Raw genomic sequence first — 21,114 nt, forward strand, 5'->3', positions numbered from 1 at the left:
GCCGCCGCGGCGCTCGTCCGCGATTTCCGGGAGTCCATTCATGATTGGTCTGGTTCGCGCCTTTGCTCTCTGCGCCACGCTGGCGTTTGGCCTGAGCGCAGCACAAGCCGCAGACAAGGCGTTCAAGCGCGATGATCTCGCCGATTCCGCGGTCAAGTTGGAGGCGCAGATCAAGAGCGAGGCCGGACCGGTCGCCAAGACCGGGACGAGCCTGCGCAGCGGCGCGGATTCTGCCTTCAGGCGCAATGACTTCCGCACCGGGCTTGCCGTCCTCGGCCAGATCGCCGCCACGACGCCTGATGATGCGGGCAACTGGCTGCGGCTCGCAAAGGCCATCTTCCAGATCACGCCGAAGAGCTCGAGCGAGCAGACCTTCCTGCTGGAACGCGCCTCGACCGCCGCCTACATCGCCTACCAGCGCGCCGGCAATCCCGGCGAGGAGGCGGACGCACTCGCCGTACTCGGCAGGTCGCTCGCGGAGCGCAGGCTCTGGCGTCCGGCGCTGGACGCGCTGCGGCTGTCGCTCGACATGCGCGAGGTCGCCGACGTCCGCGGCCAGTATGAGAAGATGCGCGACGAGCACGGTTTCCGGCTGCTCGACTACACCGTGGATTCGGATTCGGCGAGCCCGCGCGCCTGCTTCCAATTCTCGGAAGAGCTCGCCAAGCGCACCGACTTCGCGCCTTTTCTCGCGCTTGCAGGCCAGGACAAGCCGGCGCTGTCGGCCGAGGGCAAGCAGCTCTGCGTCGACGGGCTGAAGCACGGCGAGCGCTACAACATCATTCTGCGCGCCGGGTTGCCGTCGACCGTAAAAGAAGGCCTGCCGAAATCGGCCGAGTTCAACATCTATGTGCGCGATCGCAAGCCGTTCGTGCGCTTCACCAGCCGGGCCTATGTGCTGCCGCGCACCGGCCAGCGCGGCATTCCCGTGGTCAGCGTCAACACGCCGGCGGTCAATATAAACGTTTACAGGATCGGCGATCGCAATCTGATCAACACGGTGGTCGACAGCGACTTCCAGAAGACACTGTCGAAATATCAGCTCAGCGATCTCGGCGACGAGCGCGGCGTGAAAGTGTGGTCCGGCGAGCTCGCGACCGCGATGAACCTGAACCAGGACGTCATCACTGCATTTCCGGTCGACGAGGCGCTCGGTGAGCTTCAGCCCGGCGTTTACGTGATGACCGCAGCGGCCAAGGGGCCGGGCGCGGACGATGACTACCAGCTCGCCACCCAATGGTTCATCGTCTCCGATCTCGGCGTATCGGCATATTCCGGCAATGACGGCATCCATGTCTTCGTCAATTCGCTGGCCTCGACCGAGCCGGTCGGGAAAGCCGAGGTCAGGCTCGTTGCCCGCAACAACGAGATCCTGGCGACGCGCAAGACCGACGACGCTGGCCATGTGCTGTTCGAGGCGGGCCTGGCGCGCGGTGAGGGCGGTCTGTCGCCGGCGATGCTGACGGTGACCGGTGAGAAAGCCGATTACGCTTTTCTCAGCCTCAAGACCTCGGCGTTCGATCTGTCCGACCGCGGCGTTGCCGGCCGCGCAGTGCCTGCGGGCGCCGACGCCTTCGTCTATGCCGAGCGCGGCGTGTATCGCTCCAACGAGACGGTCTATCTCACGGCACTGCTGCGAGACGGGCAGGGCAATGCCGTCAATGGCGGGCCGCTGACCCTCGTGATCGAGCGTCCTGACGGCGTCGAATTCCGCCGTGCCGTGCTGGCTGACCAGGGCGCCGGCGGCCGTACGCTTGCGGTGCCGCTCAACTCGGCTGTTCCGACCGGAACATGGCGGGTGCGCGCCTTCACCGATCCCAAGGGCTCTTCGGTCGGCGAGACCACGTTCATGGTCGAAGACTATGTGCCGGACAGAATCGAATTCGACTTGTCGGCCAAGGACAAGCTGATCAAAGCCAACGCGCCTGTGGAGCTAAAGGCGGATGGCCATTTCCTCTATGGCGCGCCTGCATCCGGCCTCAGCCTGGAAGGCGACATGCTGATTGCTCCGGCCGCCGAGCGGCCGGGTTTCGCGGGCTACCAGTTCGGCGTTGATGACGAGCAGACCACCTCGAACGAGCGCTCGCCGCTCGAGAACCTTCCCGAGGCCGATGCCAATGGCGTTGCGACCTTCCCGGTGACGCTGGAGAAGCAGCCGGCCTCGACCCGTCCGCAGGAGGCGCAGATCTTCATCCGCATGGTCGAAACCGGCGGCCGCGCCGTCGAGCGCAAGCTGGTGTTGCCGGTCGCGCCCGCGACCGCGCTGATCGGCGTCAAGCCGCTCTTCGGCGACAAGAACGTCGCGGAGGGCGACAAGGCCGAGTTCGACGTCGTGTTCGTCTCCCCCGATGGCAGGACGATTGCCCGCGACGGCCTGCGCTACGAACTCCTGAAGATGGAGTCGCGCTATCAGTGGTATCGCCAGAACAATTACTGGGAGTACGAGCCGGTCAAGTCGACCTCGCGCGTCGCCGACGGTGATGTCACCATCGCTGCCGACAAGCCGTCCCGCATCTCGCTGGCGCCGCGCCCCGGCCGCTACCGGCTCGATGTGAAGTCGAACGATGCCGACGGCCCGGTGACCTCGGTGCAGTTCGACGTCGGCTGGTATTCCGACGGCAGCGCCGACACGCCGGACCTGCTGGAAACCTCGATCGACAAGCCGCAATATTCCTCAGGCGACACCATGACGGTGTCAGTCAATGTCCGCGCCGCCGGCAAGCTCACCGTCAACGTGGTCGGCGACCGGCTGCTGACGACACAGACGATCGACGTCAAGCAAGGCACTGCGCAGGTGACACTGCCGGTCGGCAGGGACTGGGGCACCGGCGCCTATGTGGTGGCGACGCTGCGCCGTCCGCTCGATGCCGCCGCGCAGCGCATGCCGGGCCGTGCGATCGGGCTGAAGTGGTTCGGAATCGACAAGCAGGCCCGCACGCTTCAGGTCAAGCTGACGCCGCCCGATCTGATCCGGCCGAATTCCACATTGAAGATCCCGGTCAAGCTCGACGGGCTCAATCCGGGCGAGGACGCCAAGATCGTCGTCGCCGCGGTCGATGTCGGCATCCTCAACCTCACCAACTACAAGCCGCCGGCGCCGGATGATTATTATCTCGGCCAGCGTCAGCTCAGCGCGGAGATCCGCGATCTCTATGGGCAGCTGATCGACGGGATGTCCGGTACGCGCGGCCAGATCAAATCCGGCGGCGACGCCGGCGCGGCCGAACTGCAAGGCTCGCCGCCCGCGCAGAAGCCGCTCGCGCTCTATTCCGGCATCGTCACGGTGGGCGCCGAGGGCACTGCGGAAGTCAGCTTCGACATTCCGGAGTTCGCAGGCACCGCGCGCGTCATGGCGGTGGCATGGACCGCTACAAAACTCGGCCGCGCCAACACCGACGTCGTGATCCGCGATCCCGTCGTGCTGACCACCACGGTGCCGCGCTTCCTGCTCAATGGCGACCACGGCACGGTCAATCTCGAGATCGACAATGTCGAGGGGCAGGCCGGCGACTACGTCATCAACGTCAAGACCGGCGGCCCGGTGAAGATGTCAGGCAATCCCGCCACCACGGTCAAGCTCGCCGCCAAACAGCGCAACGCGTTCTCGCTGGCGCTCGATGCGACCGCGGCGGGGCAGGCGACGCTCGACGTCGACATCAGGGGACCGGACGGACTTGCGCTCGCAAGGCACTATGCGTTCGACGTCAAGGCGGCGACGCAGGTGTTGGCGCGGCGCTCGATCCGCACGTTGGCGAAGGGCGAGAGCCTGACGCTGACCTCGGACATGTTCTCCGACCTCGTGCCGGGCACCGGCAGCGTTTCGGTTTCGGCCAGCCTGTCCACTGCGCTCGACGCGGCGACGATCCTGAAAGCGCTCGACCGCTATCCCTATGGCTGCTCGGAGCAGATCACGAGTCGCGCCATGCCGCTGCTCTACGTCAACGACCTCGCGGCCGGGGCGCATCTTGCGATGGACACCGAGGTCGATCAGCGCATCCGCGATGCCATCGAGCGGCTGTTGGCCCGTCAGGGCTCCAATGGCTCGTTCGGCCTGTGGTCGGCGGGCGGCGACGATGCCTGGCTCGATGCCTACGTGACTGACTTCCTCACCCGCGCCCGCGAAAAGGGCTTTGTGGTGCCTGATGTGTTGTTCAAGAACGCGCTGGATCGTATCCGCAATTCCGTCGTCAACGGCAATGAGCCAGAGAAGGACGGCGGGCGCGATCTCGCCTATGGGCTCTACGTGCTGGCCCGCAACGGCGCGGCACCGATCGGCGATCTCCGTTATCTCGCGGATACCAAGCTGAACAATCTGGCGACGCCGATCGCCAAGTCTCAGCTTGCAGCGGCGCTCGCTCTGGTCGGCGACCGCAACCGCGCCGAGCGGGTCTATGGCGCGGCGCTGGACTCGCTTGCGCCCAAGCCGGTGCTGGAGTTCGGCCGTAGCGACTACGGCTCGCAGCTCCGCGACGCCGCTGCTCTGGTCTCGCTCGCGAGCGAAGGCAACGCACCCAAGGCGACGCTGACGCAGGCCGTCGCACGGGTCGAGACCGCGCGCGGACTGACGCCCTATACCTCCACGCAGGAGAATGCGTGGCTGGTGCTCGCGGCCCGGGCTCTGGCCAAGGAAAACCTCTCGATCGAGGTCGATGGCCAGCCGATCAAGACGGCGCTCTATCGCAGCTACAAGGCGGACAGCCTGAGTGGCAAGCCGCTCAAGATCACCAACACCGGCGATGCGCCTGTGCAGGCGGTGGTCTCGGTGTCGGGCTCGCCGGTGGCGCCGGAGCCGGCCGCGTCCAACGGCTTCAAGATCGAGCGGAACTACTTCACGCTCGACGGCAGGCCCGCCGACATCAGCAAGGTCAAGCAGAACGATCGCTTTGCCGTGGTGTTGAAGATTACGGAGGCGAAGCCTGAGTACGGCCACATCATGGTGTCCGATTATCTGCCTGCGGGTCTGGAGATCGACAATCCCAAACTGGTGTCGTCGGGCGACAGCGGCACGCTGGACTGGATCGAGGACGGCGCGGAGCCCGAGGATACCGAGTTCCGTGACGACCGCTTCACGGCGGCCGTGGACCGCGCCGCGGACTCAAAGGCGGTGTTCACCGTCGCCTATGTCGTGCGCGTGGTTTCACCCGGCAAATACGTGTTGCCCCAGGCCTATGTCGAGGACATGTACAACCCCTCGCGCTATGGTCGCACCGGTACAGGCACAGTCGAGGTGCGGGCGGCGAAGTGAGTGGTGAGATGAGCGAGGCGCTGAGCAAGAACGTGGATGGCCGGGCCAAGCCCGGCCCTGACCGAACGAGGAGCAGGGGGCATCGTGCCCTCTCCATCGCCGCCTTCGCGTTCATCCTCGCCGTCATCGGTTTCGTCGGCTGGGTCTATTCACTCGGCCCATTGCCACTCGACGAGGCGCGCCGCGTGTCGACCACAATCGTCGACCGCAACGGTAAGCTGCTGCGCGCCTATGCGATGGCCGACGGGCGGTGGCGGTTGCCGGTCGACGCCGAAGCCAACATCGATCCGACCTATCTCAAGCTGCTGTTCGCCTATGAGGACCAGCGCTTCTACGCCCATGACGGCATCGATCCGCTGGCGCTCGGCCGTGCGGTCTTGCAGCTTTCGACGCGCGGCCACATCGTGTCCGGCGGCTCGACTATCTCGATGCAGCTCGCCCGGCTGATGGAGCCGCGGCGGCAGCGTTCGCTCTACGCAAAACTGCACCAGATCGTGCGCGCGATCGAGTTGGAGCGGACGCTCGACAAGGACGAAATCCTCAACCTCTATCTGGCGCTTGCGCCCTATGGCGGCAATCTCGAAGGCATCCGCGCCGCCTCGATCGCCTATCTCGGCAAGGAGCCGAAGCGGCTGTCGCTGGCGGAAGCAGCGCTTTTGGTCGCGCTGCCGCAATCGCCGGAAACACGCCGGCTCGACCGCTATCCCGAAGCCGCACGCCTCGCCCGCGATCGGGTGCTCGACCGCATGGTCGAGGAGCATGTGGTCAGCCTCGATGACGCGAAGCAGGCCAAGGCCGTGCCCGTGCCGAAACTGCGCAAGCCGATGCCGATCCTGGCACCGCATGCCTCCGATAACGCGCTGGCGACGGTCAAGGACGTCCCTGTCATCAAGCTGACGCTGGATTCCAATCTGCAGAAGGTGCTGGAGCCGCTGGCGCGCGACCGCGCCATTGCACTGGGGCCGAACATCTCGGTCGGCATCATCGTCATCGACAATGACAGCGGCGACGTACTCGCCCGCGTCGGCTCGGCCGACTATTTCGACGACATCAGGGCCGGGCAGGTCGACATGACCCGCGCCATCCGCTCGCCTGGCTCGACGCTCAAGCCGTTCATCTATGGTCTCGCGTTCGAGGACGGTTTTGTCCATCCCGACAGCCTGATCGACGATCGCCCGGTGCGCTTCGGCTCCTACGCGCCGGAGAATTTCGACCTGACGTTCCAGGGCACGGTGCCGGTTAAGAAGGCACTGCAGCTGTCGCTGAACGTGCCGGCGATCGTGCTGCTCGATCGTGTCGGCTCGAGCCGGCTGGCCTCGCGGCTACGGCAAGCCGGCGGCAATCTGGTTTTGCCCAAGGATGAGGCACCGGGGCTAGCAATGGGTCTCGGCGGCGTCGGCGTGACGCTTCAGGACCTCGCCCAGCTCTATGCGGGTTTCGCCCGGCTCGGTACCACCAAGCCGCTGCGTGAGATCATCGCAGGCAAGGACGATCGCGAGCCGCTGCGGCTGCTGGATCAGGTGGCGGCCTGGCAGGTCGGCAACGTGCTGCTGGGAACCCCGCCGCCGGAAAATGCCGCCCATAACCGGATCGCCTTCAAGACTGGCACCTCCTACGGCTATCGCGATGCCTGGTCGGTCGGATTCGACGGCCGCATGACCATTGGCGTCTGGGTCGGCCGGCCCGATGGTGCGCCGGTTCCCGGCCTGATCGGCCGCGTCGCCGCTGCACCCATCCTGTTTGATGCCTTCGCGCGGACGGGCAAGACGCTGGTTCCGCTGCCGAAGCCGCCCAAGGGAACCCTGGTGGCCGGCAACGCCAAGTTGCCATTGCCGCTAAAGCGGTTCCGCCCGGTCGGAGAGCTGGTGCGGACCGGCGGCGAGCAGGCGCTCCACATCCAGTTCCCCCTCAACGGCTCCCGGATCGACGTGGACCGTTCAGGCGGAACGGAAGCGGCCGCGATGCCGGTCAAGGTCGCGGGCGGGGTGCTGCCGATGACGGTCATGCTCAACGGAACGGCTCTCGGCGAGATCGACGGGCGGCGCCAGCGGCTGATCGATCCTCCCGGCCCAGGGTTTGCACGGCTCACCGTCATCGATGCCGTTGGCGCAGCAGACACAGTCGTCATTCGAATTCAATGAGAGCGGCTTAAGCGGTTGTGGCGACGGCGGTTTCAGCGTAAGCGGAACCAATGGCCGAGACCTATCCAACTCCCCGTTTTGGAGCACCCCGAGAGCCGAAAACGCCCGTGAATCCGGGCAGCCGGCTTGTGCTGATGCTCGACTTTGTCACCACCAGCCACGCGCGCGCTGTGGGCTTCCTGGTGCTGTGCGCACTGTTGCTGTTCTTGCCCGGCTTCTTCACCATCCCGCCGGTCGATCGCGACGAGGCGCGCTTCGCGCAGGCGACCAAGCAGATGGTCGAGAGCGGCGATTATGTCGACATCCGCTTCCAGGAGGACGTCCGCTACAAGAAGCCGGTCGGCATCTACTGGTTGCAATCGGCGGCCGTCGAAGTCGCGACGGCGCTGAAGCTGCCCAAGGCCGAGCTGCGGATCTGGGTCTACCGGCTGCCCTCGCTGATCGGGGCGATCGGCGCAGTGCTGATGACCTATTGGACGGCGCTCGGCTTCGTGACGCGGCGCGCGGCTGTGCTTGCCGCGCTGCTCATGTCCGCCTCCGTGCTGCTCGGCGTTGAAGCGCGGCTCGCCAAGACCGACGCCATGCTGCTGTTCTGCGTGACCGCAGCCATGGGCGCCATGGCGCGGGCCTATCTGTCCTGGCAGCGCGCCGAGGACGAGACCCATCCGCCCTGGAGCTGGCCCGCGATCTTCTGGACCGCGCTCGCCGTCGGCATCCTGATCAAGGGCCCGCTGATTCTGATGTTCGCAGGTCTGACCATCGTCGCGCTCGCGATCCAGGACCGCGATTCCTCCTGGCTGTGGCGCTTGCGCCCCGTCTGGGGCTTGATGTGGATGTTGGTGCTGGTGTTGCCCTGGTTCATCGCGATCTTCTGGCGCGCCGGCGATGCTTTCTTCGCTGATTCCGTCGGCGGAGACATGCTGAGCAAGCTCAGTGCGCAGGAATCCCATGGCGCGCCGCCCGGGGTTTATCTGGCGCTGTTCTGGATCACCTTCTGGCCGGGTGCGCCGCTCGCGGCGATGGCGGCGCCTGCGGTGTGGCGGGCGCGACGCGAACCCGGCGCGCAATTTCTGTTGGCCTGGCTGATCCCGTCCTGGATCGTGTTCGAAGCGGTTCTGACCAAGCTGCCGCACTACGTGCTGCCGCTCTATCCGGCGATTGCGATCCTCACGGCCGGCGCGCTGGAGCGGAACGTGCTGTCGCGCTCGTGGCTCGCGCGCGGCTCGGCCTGGTGGTTCCTGATCCCGGCAGGCGGCTCGATCATTGCGGTGGTCGGCGCGGTGATGCTGACACGCCAGCCGGCGTTCGTCGCCTGGCCGTTCATCGCGGCTTCGCTGATCTTCGGCCTGTTCGCCTGGTGGCTGTTCGACACCAACCGCGCCGAGCGTTCGCTGCTCAACGCGCTGGTCGCGGCGCTGATGCTCGCCGTCGTGGTCTACGGCATCGTGCTGCCATCGCTGACGCCGCTGTTTCCGAGCATCGAGATCGCACGCGCGCTGCGCAACGTCACTTGCGTTGGGCCAAGGGCGGCCTCCGCCGGCTATGCCGAACCGAGCCTCGTGTTCCTGACCGGCACCCAGACGCTGTTGACGGACGGGTCGGGCGCTGCCGATTTCCTCAGGCAGGGAAGCTGTCGCTTCGCGCTGATCGAGCAGCGCTCGGAGCGCAGCTTCGTGCAGCGCGCCGAGGCGATCGGACTGCGTTACAAGGTCGGGGCGCGCATCGAAGGCTACAATTTCTCGCAGGGACGCGCGATCTCGATCTCGATTTTCCGCTCCGAAGGCACCGAATAGGATGGCCGGCTCGACCACCCTCGCGCCGCGCGCGAGCTATCCCGCGCAGCTGCTTGCCGTCGCGGGGCACGCGCTGGCGCAGCTCGCGCGCTCACCCTCGCATTCGCGCCGCGCTGCGGCTGCGCGAACTCTGGCGCGGCATTCGCTGTGGCTCGGCGCAGCGGGTGCAACGCTCGTCATCGTGCTGATGCTCGCTTTCGACCGGACCGAAATCCAGCTGATGCCGGCGCGTGGCACGCCGGCGCTCTGGCCGATCCGAATCCTCACCGATTTCGGCAAGGATGTGAATGTGCTCACGGCGCTGGGCGTTGCACTGGTGATCGTCGCGCTTCTGGCTGCCGGAACGCACGGTACGCGCCGCGCGCTCCTGCTCGGGTTCGGCACAAGGCTGCAGTATCTGTTTCTGTCCGTAGCCCTGTCGGTGTTCGTGGCCGAAATCCTGAAATATCTCATCGGCCGCGGACGTCCCTTCGTCGGCGGCAAGGCCGATCCGTTCAACTTCATGCCCCTTGATGGCTCGGGGGCATATTCCAGCCTGCCGTCGGGACATGCGGTGACGGCGTTTGCACTGGCATTTGCCGTCGCGGCGCTGTGGCCGCGCCTGCGCGTGGTGATGTTCACTTACGCGATCGTGATCGTGCTGACCCGCCTGGTGCTGCTGGCGCACCACCCGAGCGACGTCACGGCCGGTGCTCTGATCGGCATGGTCGGCGCCATGGCGGTCCGTTACTGGTTTGCGGCGCGCCGGCTGGCCTTTGGCATCAGCGCCGACGGCACCATCGTGCCGCTTCCGGGGGCGCTTCCCGGTCGGCTCAAAAGGGTTGCCCGCGGGGCATCCGCCCCATAAAAGCGGCTGCTTCCCGGGAAGCGGGTTCCCAGGATGCAAGGCCAAATCCAACCACGAGCTTTCGATTTGTCGTCGTCCCAGCCTTCGGTTTCCATCGTCGTTCCCGTGCGCAACGAAGCCGACAACATTGCACCCCTGATCGAGGAGATCGCGGCCGCGCTCGATGGCCGCTGGGCCTATGAGATCATCTATGTCAATGACGGCTCGACCGATGCGACCGGCGAGCGGCTCATAGGCATCATGGCGCAGCGGGACAATCTGCGGCAGTTGCGTCACGCCAAATCCGGTGGCCAGTCGGCGGCGGTGCGCAGCGGCGTGCGGGCGGCGCGCGGCGCGATCGTGGCGACGCTCGATGGCGACGGCCAGAACAATCCCGTCTTCCTCCCGGACCTGATCGCGGCGGTCGAGAAGGGGGCCAATATCGGCCTCGCCGCGGGACAACGCGTCGGGCGCAAGGACACCGGCTTCAAGAAACTCCAGTCGCGGGTGGCCAACAAGGTCCGCAACGCAATCCTGCAGGACGGCACGCGCGACACCGGCTGCGGACTGAAGGCGTTCCGGCGCGAGGTCTTCCTGTCGATGCCCTATTTCGACGGGCTGCACCGTTTCCTGCCGGCGCTGGTCCGCCGCGAAGGCTTTGACATCGCCTATGTCGACGTGATCGACCGGCCACGCCATTCCGGCGTGTCCAATTACGGCTTCTTCGACCGGCTGTGGATCGGGATCATGGATCTCGCCGGCGTGTGGTGGTTGATCCGCCGCAAGAAGCCCACTCCAGACGTGACTGAGGTAAAGGCATGATCATTCAATTCGGTCAGGCGTTGCACAACTATTTCTACGACGTCTTCGTCGCCAAGTTCGATTTCTGGCTCGCCTTCGGCCTGGTCGCGCAATTGTTCTTCACCGCGCGTTTCCTCGTGCAGTGGATCGCGAGCGAGCGCGCCGGCAACAGCGTGGTGCCGATGGCGTTCTGGTTCTGCTCGATGGGCGGCGGCCTGATGACACTGGTTTACGGCGTCGTGAAGCGCGAGCCCATCATCATCCTCGGACAGGCGCTCGCGACGATCATCTATGTCCGCAACATCATGCTGATCATCAAGAACCGCGGCCGGACGTCGAAGACGCTGGAGCGCTGATCAAGGCGGGCGCGTGGGCATGCAAAGCTCCGCATGCGCAAGCTACCGGTAATTCTGGTCGTATCGGTCCTTCTGGTCGGGCTGATCCTGCTCGGGCTCGGCCTTTTCGATCTCGGCAGCACGGTTGCGTTCCTCGCGAGAGCGGAGCAGACCGAGGCGCGCTTCGCCGGCGCCATCGCGCGAAGCGGGGGAAATCATGGCGGGACCTTTCTCTATCCGACGTTTCAATTCGTGACGCGTGACGGACGCGCGATAACCATCACGTCCTCATCGGGCTCGACGGCACAGCCCTATGCCGATGGCGAGCAGGTCAGGATCGCCTACGATCCGCAGCAGCCCGAAGGTGCGCGCCTGCTCTCGTTCCTGACGCTGTGGATCGCCCCGACGCTGCTTTGCGCGGCGGGGCTCCTGCTTTCGGGAGGAGCGGTTCTGGTTCGCGCGGCCCTAACGCGGCAGCGCCGTCGCGCCTGAGGCGGGCAGGGCGGCTTCCGCCTCGGTCCGGCGATAGGGCTCGCCGGCCGCATCCAGCACGGGATAGGCGACCGAGCAGATGTGCGAATGGATGCGGCGCAGATCGCGCAGCACGTCCAGATGCAGCGAGGTGGTCTCGATCGTCTCCGGGCGGCCCTCGCGCAGGCGGTCGAGATGGCGTTCGACGGCAGCGAGCTCGGTGTTCTTCAGCGCGGTCTTTTCCACCAGCAGCTTGCGGGCCTCGTTGGCATCGCCCGACATGAACACGCCGAAGGCGATCCGCAGCGAATCCATCGTGCGCTTGTGGAACGCGGCCAGCTCCTCGGCGCCCTCGGCCGAGAACTGGAAGCGCCGCTTGATCTTCTTGGTGGCGAGCTCGCTCAGATTCTTGTCGATGATGTCGCCGATATGCTCCAGATTAATCGCGAAGGAGATGATCTCCATCGCACGCCGGCCCTCGCTCTCGTCGAGGCTGCCGCGGGTCAGCTTCGTGACATAGAGCCTGATGGCCTCGTCGAGGCTGTCGACGATGTTGTCGGTCTTCGAGACCTGGTCGACCAGGGAGCGATCGCCGGTCATCATCGCGGCCATCACCTTGCGCAGCATGGTTTCGACGAGGTCGCCCATGCGCAGCGTTTCGCGCGCGGCATCGGCCAGCGCGAGCGACGGTGTCTCCAGCGCGCTTTCGTCGAGGTAGCGCGGCCGGGCTGGGTCGGTTTCCTCCACGCGATCAGGCAACAGGCGGGTCAGCAGGCGCGACATGATGTCGAGCAGGCCGACGAAGAGGATGGCCGTGCCGACGTTGAAGGCGGTGTGGAAGGCGGCCGTCATCCGGGCGAGATCCGGCTGCCAGGCATGCATGAGCTGCGTGATCGTACCCAGGAACGGCAAGACCAGCGCAATGCCGACCACGCGGTTGATGAGATTGCCGATCGGCAGGCGGTAGGTCGCGGGATCGTCGCGCTTTGCGCCTTCGAATACCGGGTTGATGGCGCTGCCGAGATTGGCCCCGAGCACCAGGGCGAGCGCCGCGGAGGGCGTGATGAACTGCGAATAGGCCAGCGACATGACCAGCAGCACGCTGGCGACGCTCGAATGCACCGCCCAGGTCAGGAGTGCGGCGACGACGATGCACAGAATGGGGTCGCCGGTAATGGCCGACATCACGACTCGAACGCCGGGAGCGTTCTCCGCCGGCGCCAGCGTGTCGAGCAGGATGTGCAGCGACAGCAGCATCAGGCCGAGACCGATGCAGACGCGGCCGATATCCTTGATCCGCGAGCGGGGACCGGCGCGGAAGGCGACGAGGCCGAGCACGAACAGCACGGGAGCAACGGCTGCGATGTTGAACGACAGCGCCTGCACGATCAGCGTCGTGCCGACATTGGCGCCCAGCATGATGGCGAGCGCGGCGACGAGGCTGAGCAGGCCCTCGGCGGCAAAGGAACTGGTGAGCAGCGCGGTCGCCGTGCTGCTCTGGAGCAGCGCGGTGAGGCCGAGGCCCGCGGCAAACGCGCTGAAGCGGTTGCCGAGTGCCTTGCCAAGCACACGTCGCAAGTCGGGACCAAAGGCGCGCAGAATGCCGCTTTGGACCATATGCAGGCCCCACAGCAGCAGCGCTACGCCGCCCATCAGATCGAGCAGAACCAACGTTCCCATGCTCCGTGTCCGGATCAGAGTCGATTGGTGAGGCTAGCGCCAAATGATCGGGGATCAAACCCTTTGTTGGCACGTCGGCGTCAACGTCTCCAGGAGTGCTCGTTCCCCCCGCGGCGCGGCTGCGCGTCTTGGTGCGTCCGCAGGCGCATTGCCTCGTAACAGAGTCACATTGCCGCTTTGAGGGCAGCAAAGCCGCGATCGAGGTCGGCCTTGAGGTCGTCGACGCTCTCGAGTCCGATGTGAAGTCGCAGCGTCGGGCCGCCCGGCGCCCACCTGGTCGCGGTGCGGTAGGTATCGCAATCGAAGGGAATCGCCAGGCTCTCGAACCCGCCCCATGAGAAGCCCATGCCGAACAGCTCGAGCGTGTTGAGCATTGTGTCGACCGCGCTCTGCGGCGCCGGCTTCAGCACGATGCTGAACAGGCCGGAGGCGCCGGTGAAATCGCGCTTCCAGATCGCGTGGCCCGGATCGGTCTCGAGCCCCGGATGCAGGACGCGCGCGACTTCGGGACGCGCCGCAAGCCAGTGCGCCATGTCGAGGCCGGAGCGATGGTGCTGCGCGAGCCGCACCGACAGCGTGCGCAGGCCGCGGAGCGCCAGGAAGACGTCATCGGGGCCGGCGCAGACGCCGAGCAGGCGGATGCCTTCGGCAATCTGCGGCCAGGCCTTGGCGTTGGCCGAGATGGTGCCGAACATGATGTCGGAATGGCCGCCGATATATTTTGTGGCGGCCTGCATGCTGATGTCCACACCCTGCTCGAGCGAGCGGTGATACAGCGGCGTCGCCCAGGTGTTGTCGTCGATGACGAGCGCGCCACGCGCATGCGCCACTTCGGCAATGGCGCGGATATCAGGCATCTCGAACGATTGCGAGCCCGGCGCCTCGACCAGCACGGCACGGGTGTTGGGCTTGAGCAATTTTTCGATGCCGGCGCCGATCAGCGGATCAAAGTAAGTGGTCTCGACCCCGTAGCGGGCGAGCATGCCGTTGCAGAAATTGCGCGAGGGTCGATAGATGTTGTCGACGACCAGTAGATGGTCGCCGGTCTTCAGCACCGAGAGCAGAGTGGTGGAGATCGCCGACAGGCCCGACGGTACGATGCCGACACCCGCGCATTGCGGTCCTTCCAGTGCCATCAGCGTGTCCTGGAACGCACGCGTGGTCGGGGTGCCGTGGCGGCCATAGGTGAACTCGCCCCGATGGGCGTGCAGGTCCTCGGCGGTCGGATAGAGCACGGTGGAGCCGTGGAACACCGGCGGATTGACGAACCCCTTCTGCGCCTTGGTGTCGCGGCCGGAGGTGACCAGCCGGGTATCGGCATGCTGCTGTGCGGGGTGCGAGGAATCCATGCGTCTGCTTTCAAAACAGCGTTTCCGCCGGGCGCGGATCGCACGGCCGGGGCGGCCTGGAGGCCGCGGACGTTAATAACAGAACACAGAAGAGTCCCGTCAACCCCTTGACCCGGCTCGCCAGTCGTTCTGTGATGCGCAGGTGCTATTCAGTCGCCGCATGTTGAGGGGCCTGCCGCGACCTTCGATCCATCGTTTGACCGAACCTTGCGTCACAGCCACAACGGCGGGCGCCTTCGGCGGGGATTAAGGTATGGCCTCCCAGGATCGGCGAGTGTTCGGCAAGGTTTTCCAGCATGACTCTTGCAAGGCGGATCCCAAGTAGGATTGCCCTGGCGGAGACGATCCTGAGACAACGTTCCTGACCTTGAGACGACTTTGAAAGGCCTGAAACCATGAAACGCGTAACCCTGGCTCTCTCTCTTGCTCTCGCCGCCGGCCTCTCTGCCCAGGCCGCCAACGCGCAAACGCTCAAGACCGTCAAGGATCGGGGCATGCTGTCCTGCGGCGTCAGCCAGGGCCTGCCGGGCTTCTCGTCGCCTGATGACAAGGGCAACTGGACCGGGCTGGACGTCGACGTCTGCCGCGCCGTTGCCGCCGCGATCTTCAACGACCCGACGAAAGTGAAGTTCGTGCCGACCTCGGCCAAGGACCGCTTCACCGCACTGCAATCTGGCGAGATCGACGTGCTCTCGCGCAACACCACCTGGACCCTCTCGCGCGACACCTCGCTCGGCGCCAATTTCACCGGCGTGACCTATTATGACGGGCAGGGCTTCATGGTGAAGAAGTCGCTCAAGGTGAATTCCGCGCTGGAGCTCAACAGCGCATCTGTTTGCGTGCAAACCGGCACCACCACCGAGCAGAATCTGGCCGACTACTTCAAGGCCAACAACATGAAGTACGAGGTGATCGCGTTCGGCACCAACGACGAAACCGTCAAGGCCTACGAAGCCGGGCGCTGCGACGTCTTCACCACCGACCAGTCCGGCCTCTACGCCAACCGTCTGAAGCTCGCCAACCCCAACGACCATATGGTTCTCCCGGAAATCATCTCGAAGGAGCCGCTCGGACCGATGGTACGCCACGGCGACGACCAGTGGTTCGACCTCGTGAAATGGACGCTATTCGCCATGGTGACCGCCGAGGAACTCGGCATCACCTCGAAGAATGTCGACGAGAAAGCCAAGATGGAGAATCCGGAGCTGAAACGCGTCCTCGGCACCGACGGCAATTTCGGCGAGCAGCTCGGCGTGACCAATGATTGGGTGATCCGTATCGTGAAGGCCGTCGGCAATTACGGCGAGATGTTCGATCGCAATGTCGGCTCCGGCTCCCCGCTCGCCATCAACCGTGGTCTGAACAATCTCTGGAACAAGGGTGGTCTTCAGTACGCGCCGCCGATCCGCTGATCCCGCTCGATCAGCCGGCACACGGCAATGAGCACCGAGGCTCGTAAACCGCCGCTCCAGATCGCCCTGAAGATCAGGCGCCTTCTGGGTGGCAAGGCAGGCTGGAACGGCGTTGCCGTCCAGTTTGCTTTTGCGGCGGTGTTGGGCTGGGTCGCCTACGAGATCATCTCGAATGCGCGAGCCAACCTTGAAAAACAGCACATTGCAGCCGGCTTCGGCTTCCTTGCCAACAACGCCGGCTTCGACGTCAACCAGACCCTGATTTCCTACACCGGCTCCGACACGTTCCTGCGCGTGTTCGTGGTCGGGCTTCTGAATACGGTCGTGGTCTCGGTGGTGGGCATCGTGTTCGCCACCTTGATCGGCTTCGTCGTCGCGCTGTGCCGGCTGTCGCCGAACTGGCTGGTGTCGCGCGTCGGCGAGATCTATGTCGAGATCATCCGCAATTTGCCGCTGCTGTTCCAGATCCTGTTCTGGTACCTGGCCGTGCTCGCGGCGCTGCCCAATCCCAGGCAGAGCATTTCGTTGCTGGGCATCGCCTTCATCAGCAATCGTGGCCTCGTCATTCCTCAGCCGATTGGCCAGCCCGGGCTGGAGCCGTTCGTGGCGGCCCTGGTGTTCGGCATCGTCGCGGCGCTGGGCTTGCGCATCTATGCGCGCCGGGCGCTGTTCCTGCGCGGGCAGTTGATCCGCATCTGGCCTTACGTGCTGGGCCTGTTGATCGGGTTGCCGCTCGTCACGATGGCGGTGTTCGGTCTGCCCTTCACGGTCGAGCTGCCGCAGCTCAAGGGTTTTAATTTCGCCGGCGGCGCGCGCATCATTCCGGAATTCGTCGCGCTGACGCTGGCGCTGTCGACCTATACGGCTGCCTTCATCGCGGAGATCGTGCGCGCCGGTATCCTGTCCGTCCACACAGGGCAGATGGAGGCGGGAGCCTCGCTCGGCCTTTCCCGTGGCAACACGCTGCGGCTGATCGTGGTGCCGCAGGCCATGCGCGTGATCGTGCCGCCGCTCACCAATCAGTACCTCAATCTCACCAAGAATTCCTCGCTCGCGGTCGCGATCGGCTATCCCGACCTGGTATCGGTATGGGCGGGCACGTCGCTGAGCCAGACCGGGCAGGCGATCGAGATCATCGCCATGACAATGGGCGTCTATCTCCTGATCTCGCTCCTCACCAGCGCCCTGATGAGTATCTATGGCTGGCGACTTAGCCGGAGTCTCGGCGCATGAGCGACATCACCGCCTCGGCCTTCGTCCGCCAGGACCTGGTCACCGAGCGCCCCGCGCCGATCAAGACATCAGGGCTTGTCGGCCTGCTGCGCACCCGCCTGTTGAACTCGCCGACCAATATTCTGCTCACCATCGTCGGGCTCCTGCTGCTCTGGTTCACGATCATTCCGTCCGTCAGATTCCTTGTCGTCGATGCGGTCTGGACCGGCAGCGACCGCGGCGCCTGCCTGACCGAGAACGCCGGTTCCGCGGTCGGCGCCTGCTGGCCCTACATCCAGGCCAAGCTGCCGCAGCTGATCTACGGCTTCTATCCCGAGGCCGAGCGCTGGCGGGTCAATCTTGCACTGATCTTGGCTGCAGCCCTGCTGCTGCCGCTGCTGATTCCGCGGCTGCCGGCCAAAGGCCTCAACGCCGGCCTGTTCTTCCTGGCCTTTCCTGCCGTGGCGTTCTTCCTGCTCCATGGCGGCGGCATCACCGGATTCGGCCTGAGCTGGACGGCCGGCCTGCTTGAATTGTTCGATGACAGCATCGTCAGCGCCGGGCAGGTCGTGCTCGGCCTGAGTGGGACGTCGGCCATCGCGCCGCTCCTGTGGCTCGTTGGTCATCTCATCGCGCTGCTCGGAATCGCGTTTCACTGGCTGATCTTCCCGCTGAGCTGGCTGCGCGACCAGATCCAGCAGACAGGCCAGCCGGTCTGGGTCGACCTCGTCCTCACGGCCGCATTCGTCTCGCTGACCGGCTTTGTCCTCGGTGGCGGCATGCGCGGCGGCTGGCGCGCGCTCGGGTCCTGCATCGCCACCTTTGTCGCCGTCGCGATCATCATCAAGCTGATGGGCCTCGACCGCGGCGGGCTGCCGATCGTCGCCACAAATCTCTGGGGCGGCCTGCTGGTGACACTGGTGGTCTCGGTCACCGGCATCGTCACCTCGCTGCCGATCGGCATCGCGCTGGCGCTCGGCCGGCGCGCTTCCATCCCCCTGATCCGAATCTTCTCGATTGCCTTCATCGAGTTCTGGCGCGGCGTGCCGCTGATCACCGTGCTGTTCTTCGCCACCTACATGCTGCCGCTGTTCCTGCCTGGCAATTTCTCCGTCGATGGTCTGGTGCGCGCGCTGATCGGCATCGCATTGTTCACCGGCGCCTACCAGGCCGAGAACGTTCGCGGCGGGCTCGCTGCGATCCCGCGCGGGCAGAGCGAGGCGGCGGCGGCGCTCGGGCTGTCGTGGTGGAAGACGACCTCGCTGATCGTGCTGCCGCAGGCCCTGCGTCACGTCATTCCGAACCTCGTCAACAGCTTCATCTCGCTGTTCAAGGACACCTCGCTGGTCTCGATCGTGGCGCTGTTTGACCTGTTGGGCTCGCTCCGGGCCTCGTTCTCGGACCCGAAATGGGCGACGCCGTCGACGGCGTTCACCGGCTTTGCCTTCGCCGGCATCATTTATTTCCTGTTCTGCTTCGGAATGTCGCGCTACTCACTTTTCGTCGAGCGCCGTCTCAACGCCCACCGCCGCAACTGATCGAGGCCGTCATGCCTGCTGACCCCATCGTCAACATTTCCGGCCTCAACAAATGGTACGGCGAATTTCACGTGCTGCGTGACATCGACCTCGAGGTCGTCAAGGGCGAGCGCATCGTGATCTGCGGCCCGTCAGGCTCGGGCAAGTCGACCCTGATCCGCTGTATCAACGCGCTGGAGGAATTTCAGGAGGGCCAGATCGTCGTTGACGGCATCGAGCTCGGCCCGAACTTGAAGCATGTCGATGCCGTGCGGCGCGAGGTCGGCATGGTGTTCCAGAGCTTCAATCTGTTCCCGCACCTGACCGTGCTGGACAATTGCACGCTGGCGCCGATCTGGGTGCGCAACATCCCCAAGAAGGACGCCGAAGAAACCGCGATGAAGTTCCTGGAGCGGGTGAAGATCCCGCACCAGGCCAACAAGTTTCCCGGCCAGATGTCGGGCGGCCAACAGCAGCGCGTCGCCATCGCGCGCGCCCTCACCATGAATCCGAAGGTGATGCTGTTCGACGAGCCGACCTCGGCGCTCGATCCTGAAATGGTCAAGGAGGTCCTCGATACCATGGTCGATCTTGCCGGGGAGGGCATGACCATGCTGGTCGTCACCCACGAGATGGGCTTTGCCAAGGAAGTCGCCAACCGCGTCGTGTTCATGGACGCCGGCCAGATCATCGAGGCCAACACGCCGAACGAATTCTTCGCCACCCCGCAGCACGCCCGCACGAAGCTGTTCTTGAGCCAGATCCTGCGCTGATCTCGCAGATTTCCGCAGGCGGTCGTGACGACCGCGATCTGCCTTGCGATCGCAATGGCGCAGAGCGAGCGCCTTACACCAACCCCTTCGAGCCGCCCGTGCGCGCAGCCAACAAGAAGTCCACGTCGGACCACCGCCTTGCACGCGTCTCGCAAGGCAGGGCGCGTCCGACCTGGAGCCGGCGCCTGACTGTCCGGACCTAGACGAACGGCAATTTGATGTTGCTGCGCTTCTCCAGCCATTCCGGCACAGGAAGGTTCTTGGCGCGCATGAAGTCGGCGTTGAACAATTTTGACTGATAGCGGCTGCCGGAATCGCAGAGAATGGTGACGATGGTCTTGCCCGGCCCGAGCTGCTTGGCGAGGCGCATCGCGCCCACAATGTTGATGCCGGTCGAGCCGCCGAGGCACAGGCCTTCGTGCTGGAGCAGCTCATAGATCACCGTAACAGCTTCGGCATCGGGAATGAGGAAGGCATCATCGACCTTCGCACTCTCGACGATTGCGGTCGCGCGACCGAGGCCAATGCCTTCCGTGATGGAGTCGCCGGGGCTCGCCTTGGCGGTGCCGGTCTTGAAATATTCGAACATGGCGGCGCCGTGCGGATCGGCGCAGGCAATCCGGACGTCCTTGTTCTTCTCTTTCAGATAGCGGCTGGTGCCGGCGAGCGTGCCACCGCTGCCGACTGAGCAGACGAAGCCGTCGACCTTGCCGCCGGTCTGCGCCCAGATCTCGGGGCCGGTCGATTCATAATGTGCCTTGGCGTTGTCGAGGTTGTTCCACTGGTCGGCGAACAGGACGCCGTTCGGCTCGGTCTTGCGCAGCTCATCGGCAAGGCGGCGGCCGACATGCTGGTAATTGTTCGGGTTGGAGTAGGGCAGCGCGGGCGATTCCAGCAGCTGGGCGCCGCACAGCTTCAGAAAATCCTTCTTCTCCTGGCTCTGCGTCTCCGGGATCACGATCAGCGTGCGATAGCCGCGCGCGCTCGCCACCACCGCGAGGCCGATGCCGGTGTTGCCGGCGGTCGCTTCCACCACGAGGCCGCCCGGCTTCAGCTCGCCGCGCTTCTCGGCTTCCTGAATCATCCATTTGCCGGCGCGATCCTTGACCGATTGGCCAGGATTCATGAACTCGGCCTTGCCGAGGATCGTGCAGCCGGTCAGTTCGGACGCGCGCTTGAGCTTGATGAGCGGGGTGTTGCCGATGGCTTGGACAACGTCGTTTTTGATGGTCATGTCAGGCAATACCGGCTGGTTTCGCGATTGGACGCGACCCTAAAGTAGGGTCGCAGGACACACAAGGCGAGGGCGCACACTCATATTGCTGAATTGCGAAGGTGGCTTGCCCCAACGGATCGGCTTCGTCCCACCGGATCGAAGGCGACGATCGAAAGGCTCACAATCGCAGGATAGCGAAGCGGGCGAGAACGATGTGGCTGCAATACCACATGAAATCTTCGTAAGCTTGGTTGTGTTTCTGAGCCTGTTGGAAGCTGAAAAAAGTCTGCAAGACAGGCACTTCTTACATTTCGAGAGCCCCTGCGCCGGCGCGTTCGGCTGT

Annotated in this window: 14 protein-coding genes; 11 read left to right on the forward strand and 3 right to left on the reverse strand. The window is 65.0% G+C overall.

Annotated features, from left to right (window positions below; genetic code table 11):
- The first annotated feature begins 40 nt into the window (after positions 1–40).
- The 7 genes from ACVIIW_RS26985 (at position 41) to ACVIIW_RS27015 (ending at position 11,633) form a co-directional block, all read left to right on the forward strand.
- Positions 41–5,245, forward strand: a complete 5,205-nt coding sequence (locus ACVIIW_RS26985; protein ID WP_456703517.1) for an alpha-2-macroglobulin family protein — start codon at positions 41–43, stop codon at positions 5,243–5,245.
- An 8-nt stretch (positions 5,246–5,253) separates the two neighbouring features.
- Positions 5,254–7,386, forward strand: a complete 2,133-nt coding sequence (pbpC, locus tag ACVIIW_RS26990; RefSeq protein ID WP_456703518.1) for a penicillin-binding protein 1C — start codon at positions 5,254–5,256, stop codon at positions 7,384–7,386.
- A gap of 50 nt (positions 7,387–7,436) precedes the next feature.
- Positions 7,437–9,179: an ArnT family glycosyltransferase gene (locus ACVIIW_RS26995; protein WP_456703519.1), complete on the forward strand. Its 1,743-nt coding sequence runs from the start codon at positions 7,437–7,439 to the stop codon at positions 9,177–9,179.
- Position 9,180: 1 nt separating this feature from the next.
- Entirely contained in the window at positions 9,181–10,026 is an 846-nt protein-coding gene (locus ACVIIW_RS27000; protein ID WP_456703520.1) for a phosphatase PAP2 family protein, read from the forward strand.
- Between the two features lie 66 nt (positions 10,027–10,092).
- A complete protein-coding gene (locus ACVIIW_RS27005) occupies positions 10,093–10,827 on the forward strand; it encodes a glycosyltransferase family 2 protein (RefSeq protein WP_456703521.1) in 735 nt (244 codons plus the stop codon).
- Positions 10,824–11,162 (forward strand): lipid-A-disaccharide synthase N-terminal domain-containing protein, encoded by a 339-nt coding sequence (locus ACVIIW_RS27010; RefSeq protein WP_456703522.1) that lies wholly within the window; start codon positions 10,824–10,826, stop codon positions 11,160–11,162. The genes ACVIIW_RS27005 and ACVIIW_RS27010 overlap by 4 nt, the downstream gene beginning before the upstream one ends.
- Positions 11,163–11,195: 33 nt before the next feature.
- On the forward strand, positions 11,196–11,633 hold the full coding sequence (locus ACVIIW_RS27015) for a DUF3592 domain-containing protein (protein ID WP_456703523.1): 438 nt from the start codon (positions 11,196–11,198) through the stop codon (positions 11,631–11,633).
- Here the strand turns inward: ACVIIW_RS27015 and ACVIIW_RS27020 are convergent.
- Both ACVIIW_RS27020 and metC read right to left on the reverse strand, forming a co-directional pair.
- Positions 11,607–13,292, reverse strand: a complete 1,686-nt coding sequence (locus tag ACVIIW_RS27020) for a Na/Pi cotransporter family protein (protein WP_456703524.1) — start codon at positions 13,290–13,292, stop codon at positions 11,607–11,609. The two genes, ACVIIW_RS27015 and ACVIIW_RS27020, sit on opposite strands and share 27 nt — an antisense overlap.
- 164 nt (positions 13,293–13,456) lie before the next feature.
- Positions 13,457–14,641, reverse strand: coding sequence for a cystathionine beta-lyase (metC, locus tag ACVIIW_RS27025; RefSeq protein ID WP_456703525.1), 1,185 nt, complete (start codon positions 14,639–14,641; stop codon positions 13,457–13,459).
- A 395-nt stretch (positions 14,642–15,036) separates the two neighbouring features.
- Here metC and ACVIIW_RS27030 point away from each other — a divergent pair, with 395 nt between their 5' ends.
- Genes ACVIIW_RS27030 through ACVIIW_RS27045 form a run of 4 tightly spaced genes read left to right on the forward strand, consistent with a single transcriptional unit; the run spans position 15,037 to position 19,555 of the window.
- Positions 15,037–16,053: an amino acid ABC transporter substrate-binding protein gene (locus ACVIIW_RS27030; protein ID WP_456703526.1), complete on the forward strand. Its 1,017-nt coding sequence runs from the start codon at positions 15,037–15,039 to the stop codon at positions 16,051–16,053.
- A 27-nt stretch (positions 16,054–16,080) separates the two neighbouring features.
- A complete protein-coding gene (locus ACVIIW_RS27035; protein WP_456703527.1) occupies positions 16,081–17,286 on the forward strand; it encodes an amino acid ABC transporter permease in 1,206 nt (401 codons plus the stop codon).
- Positions 17,283–18,803, forward strand: coding sequence for an amino acid ABC transporter permease (locus tag ACVIIW_RS27040; protein WP_456703528.1), 1,521 nt, complete (start codon positions 17,283–17,285; stop codon positions 18,801–18,803). The genes ACVIIW_RS27035 and ACVIIW_RS27040 overlap by 4 nt, the downstream gene beginning before the upstream one ends.
- Before the next feature lie 11 nt (positions 18,804–18,814).
- Positions 18,815–19,555, forward strand: a complete 741-nt coding sequence (locus ACVIIW_RS27045) for an amino acid ABC transporter ATP-binding protein (RefSeq protein ID WP_092232907.1) — start codon at positions 18,815–18,817, stop codon at positions 19,553–19,555.
- A 199-nt stretch (positions 19,556–19,754) separates the two neighbouring features.
- Here the strand turns inward: ACVIIW_RS27045 and ACVIIW_RS27050 are convergent, their stop codons facing one another.
- Positions 19,755–20,789: a cysteine synthase A gene (locus ACVIIW_RS27050; protein ID WP_456703529.1), complete on the reverse strand. Its 1,035-nt coding sequence runs from the start codon at positions 20,787–20,789 to the stop codon at positions 19,755–19,757.
- Positions 20,790–21,114 lie beyond the last annotated feature (325 nt).

The organism is Bradyrhizobium sp. USDA 4449, assembly GCF_054056275.1.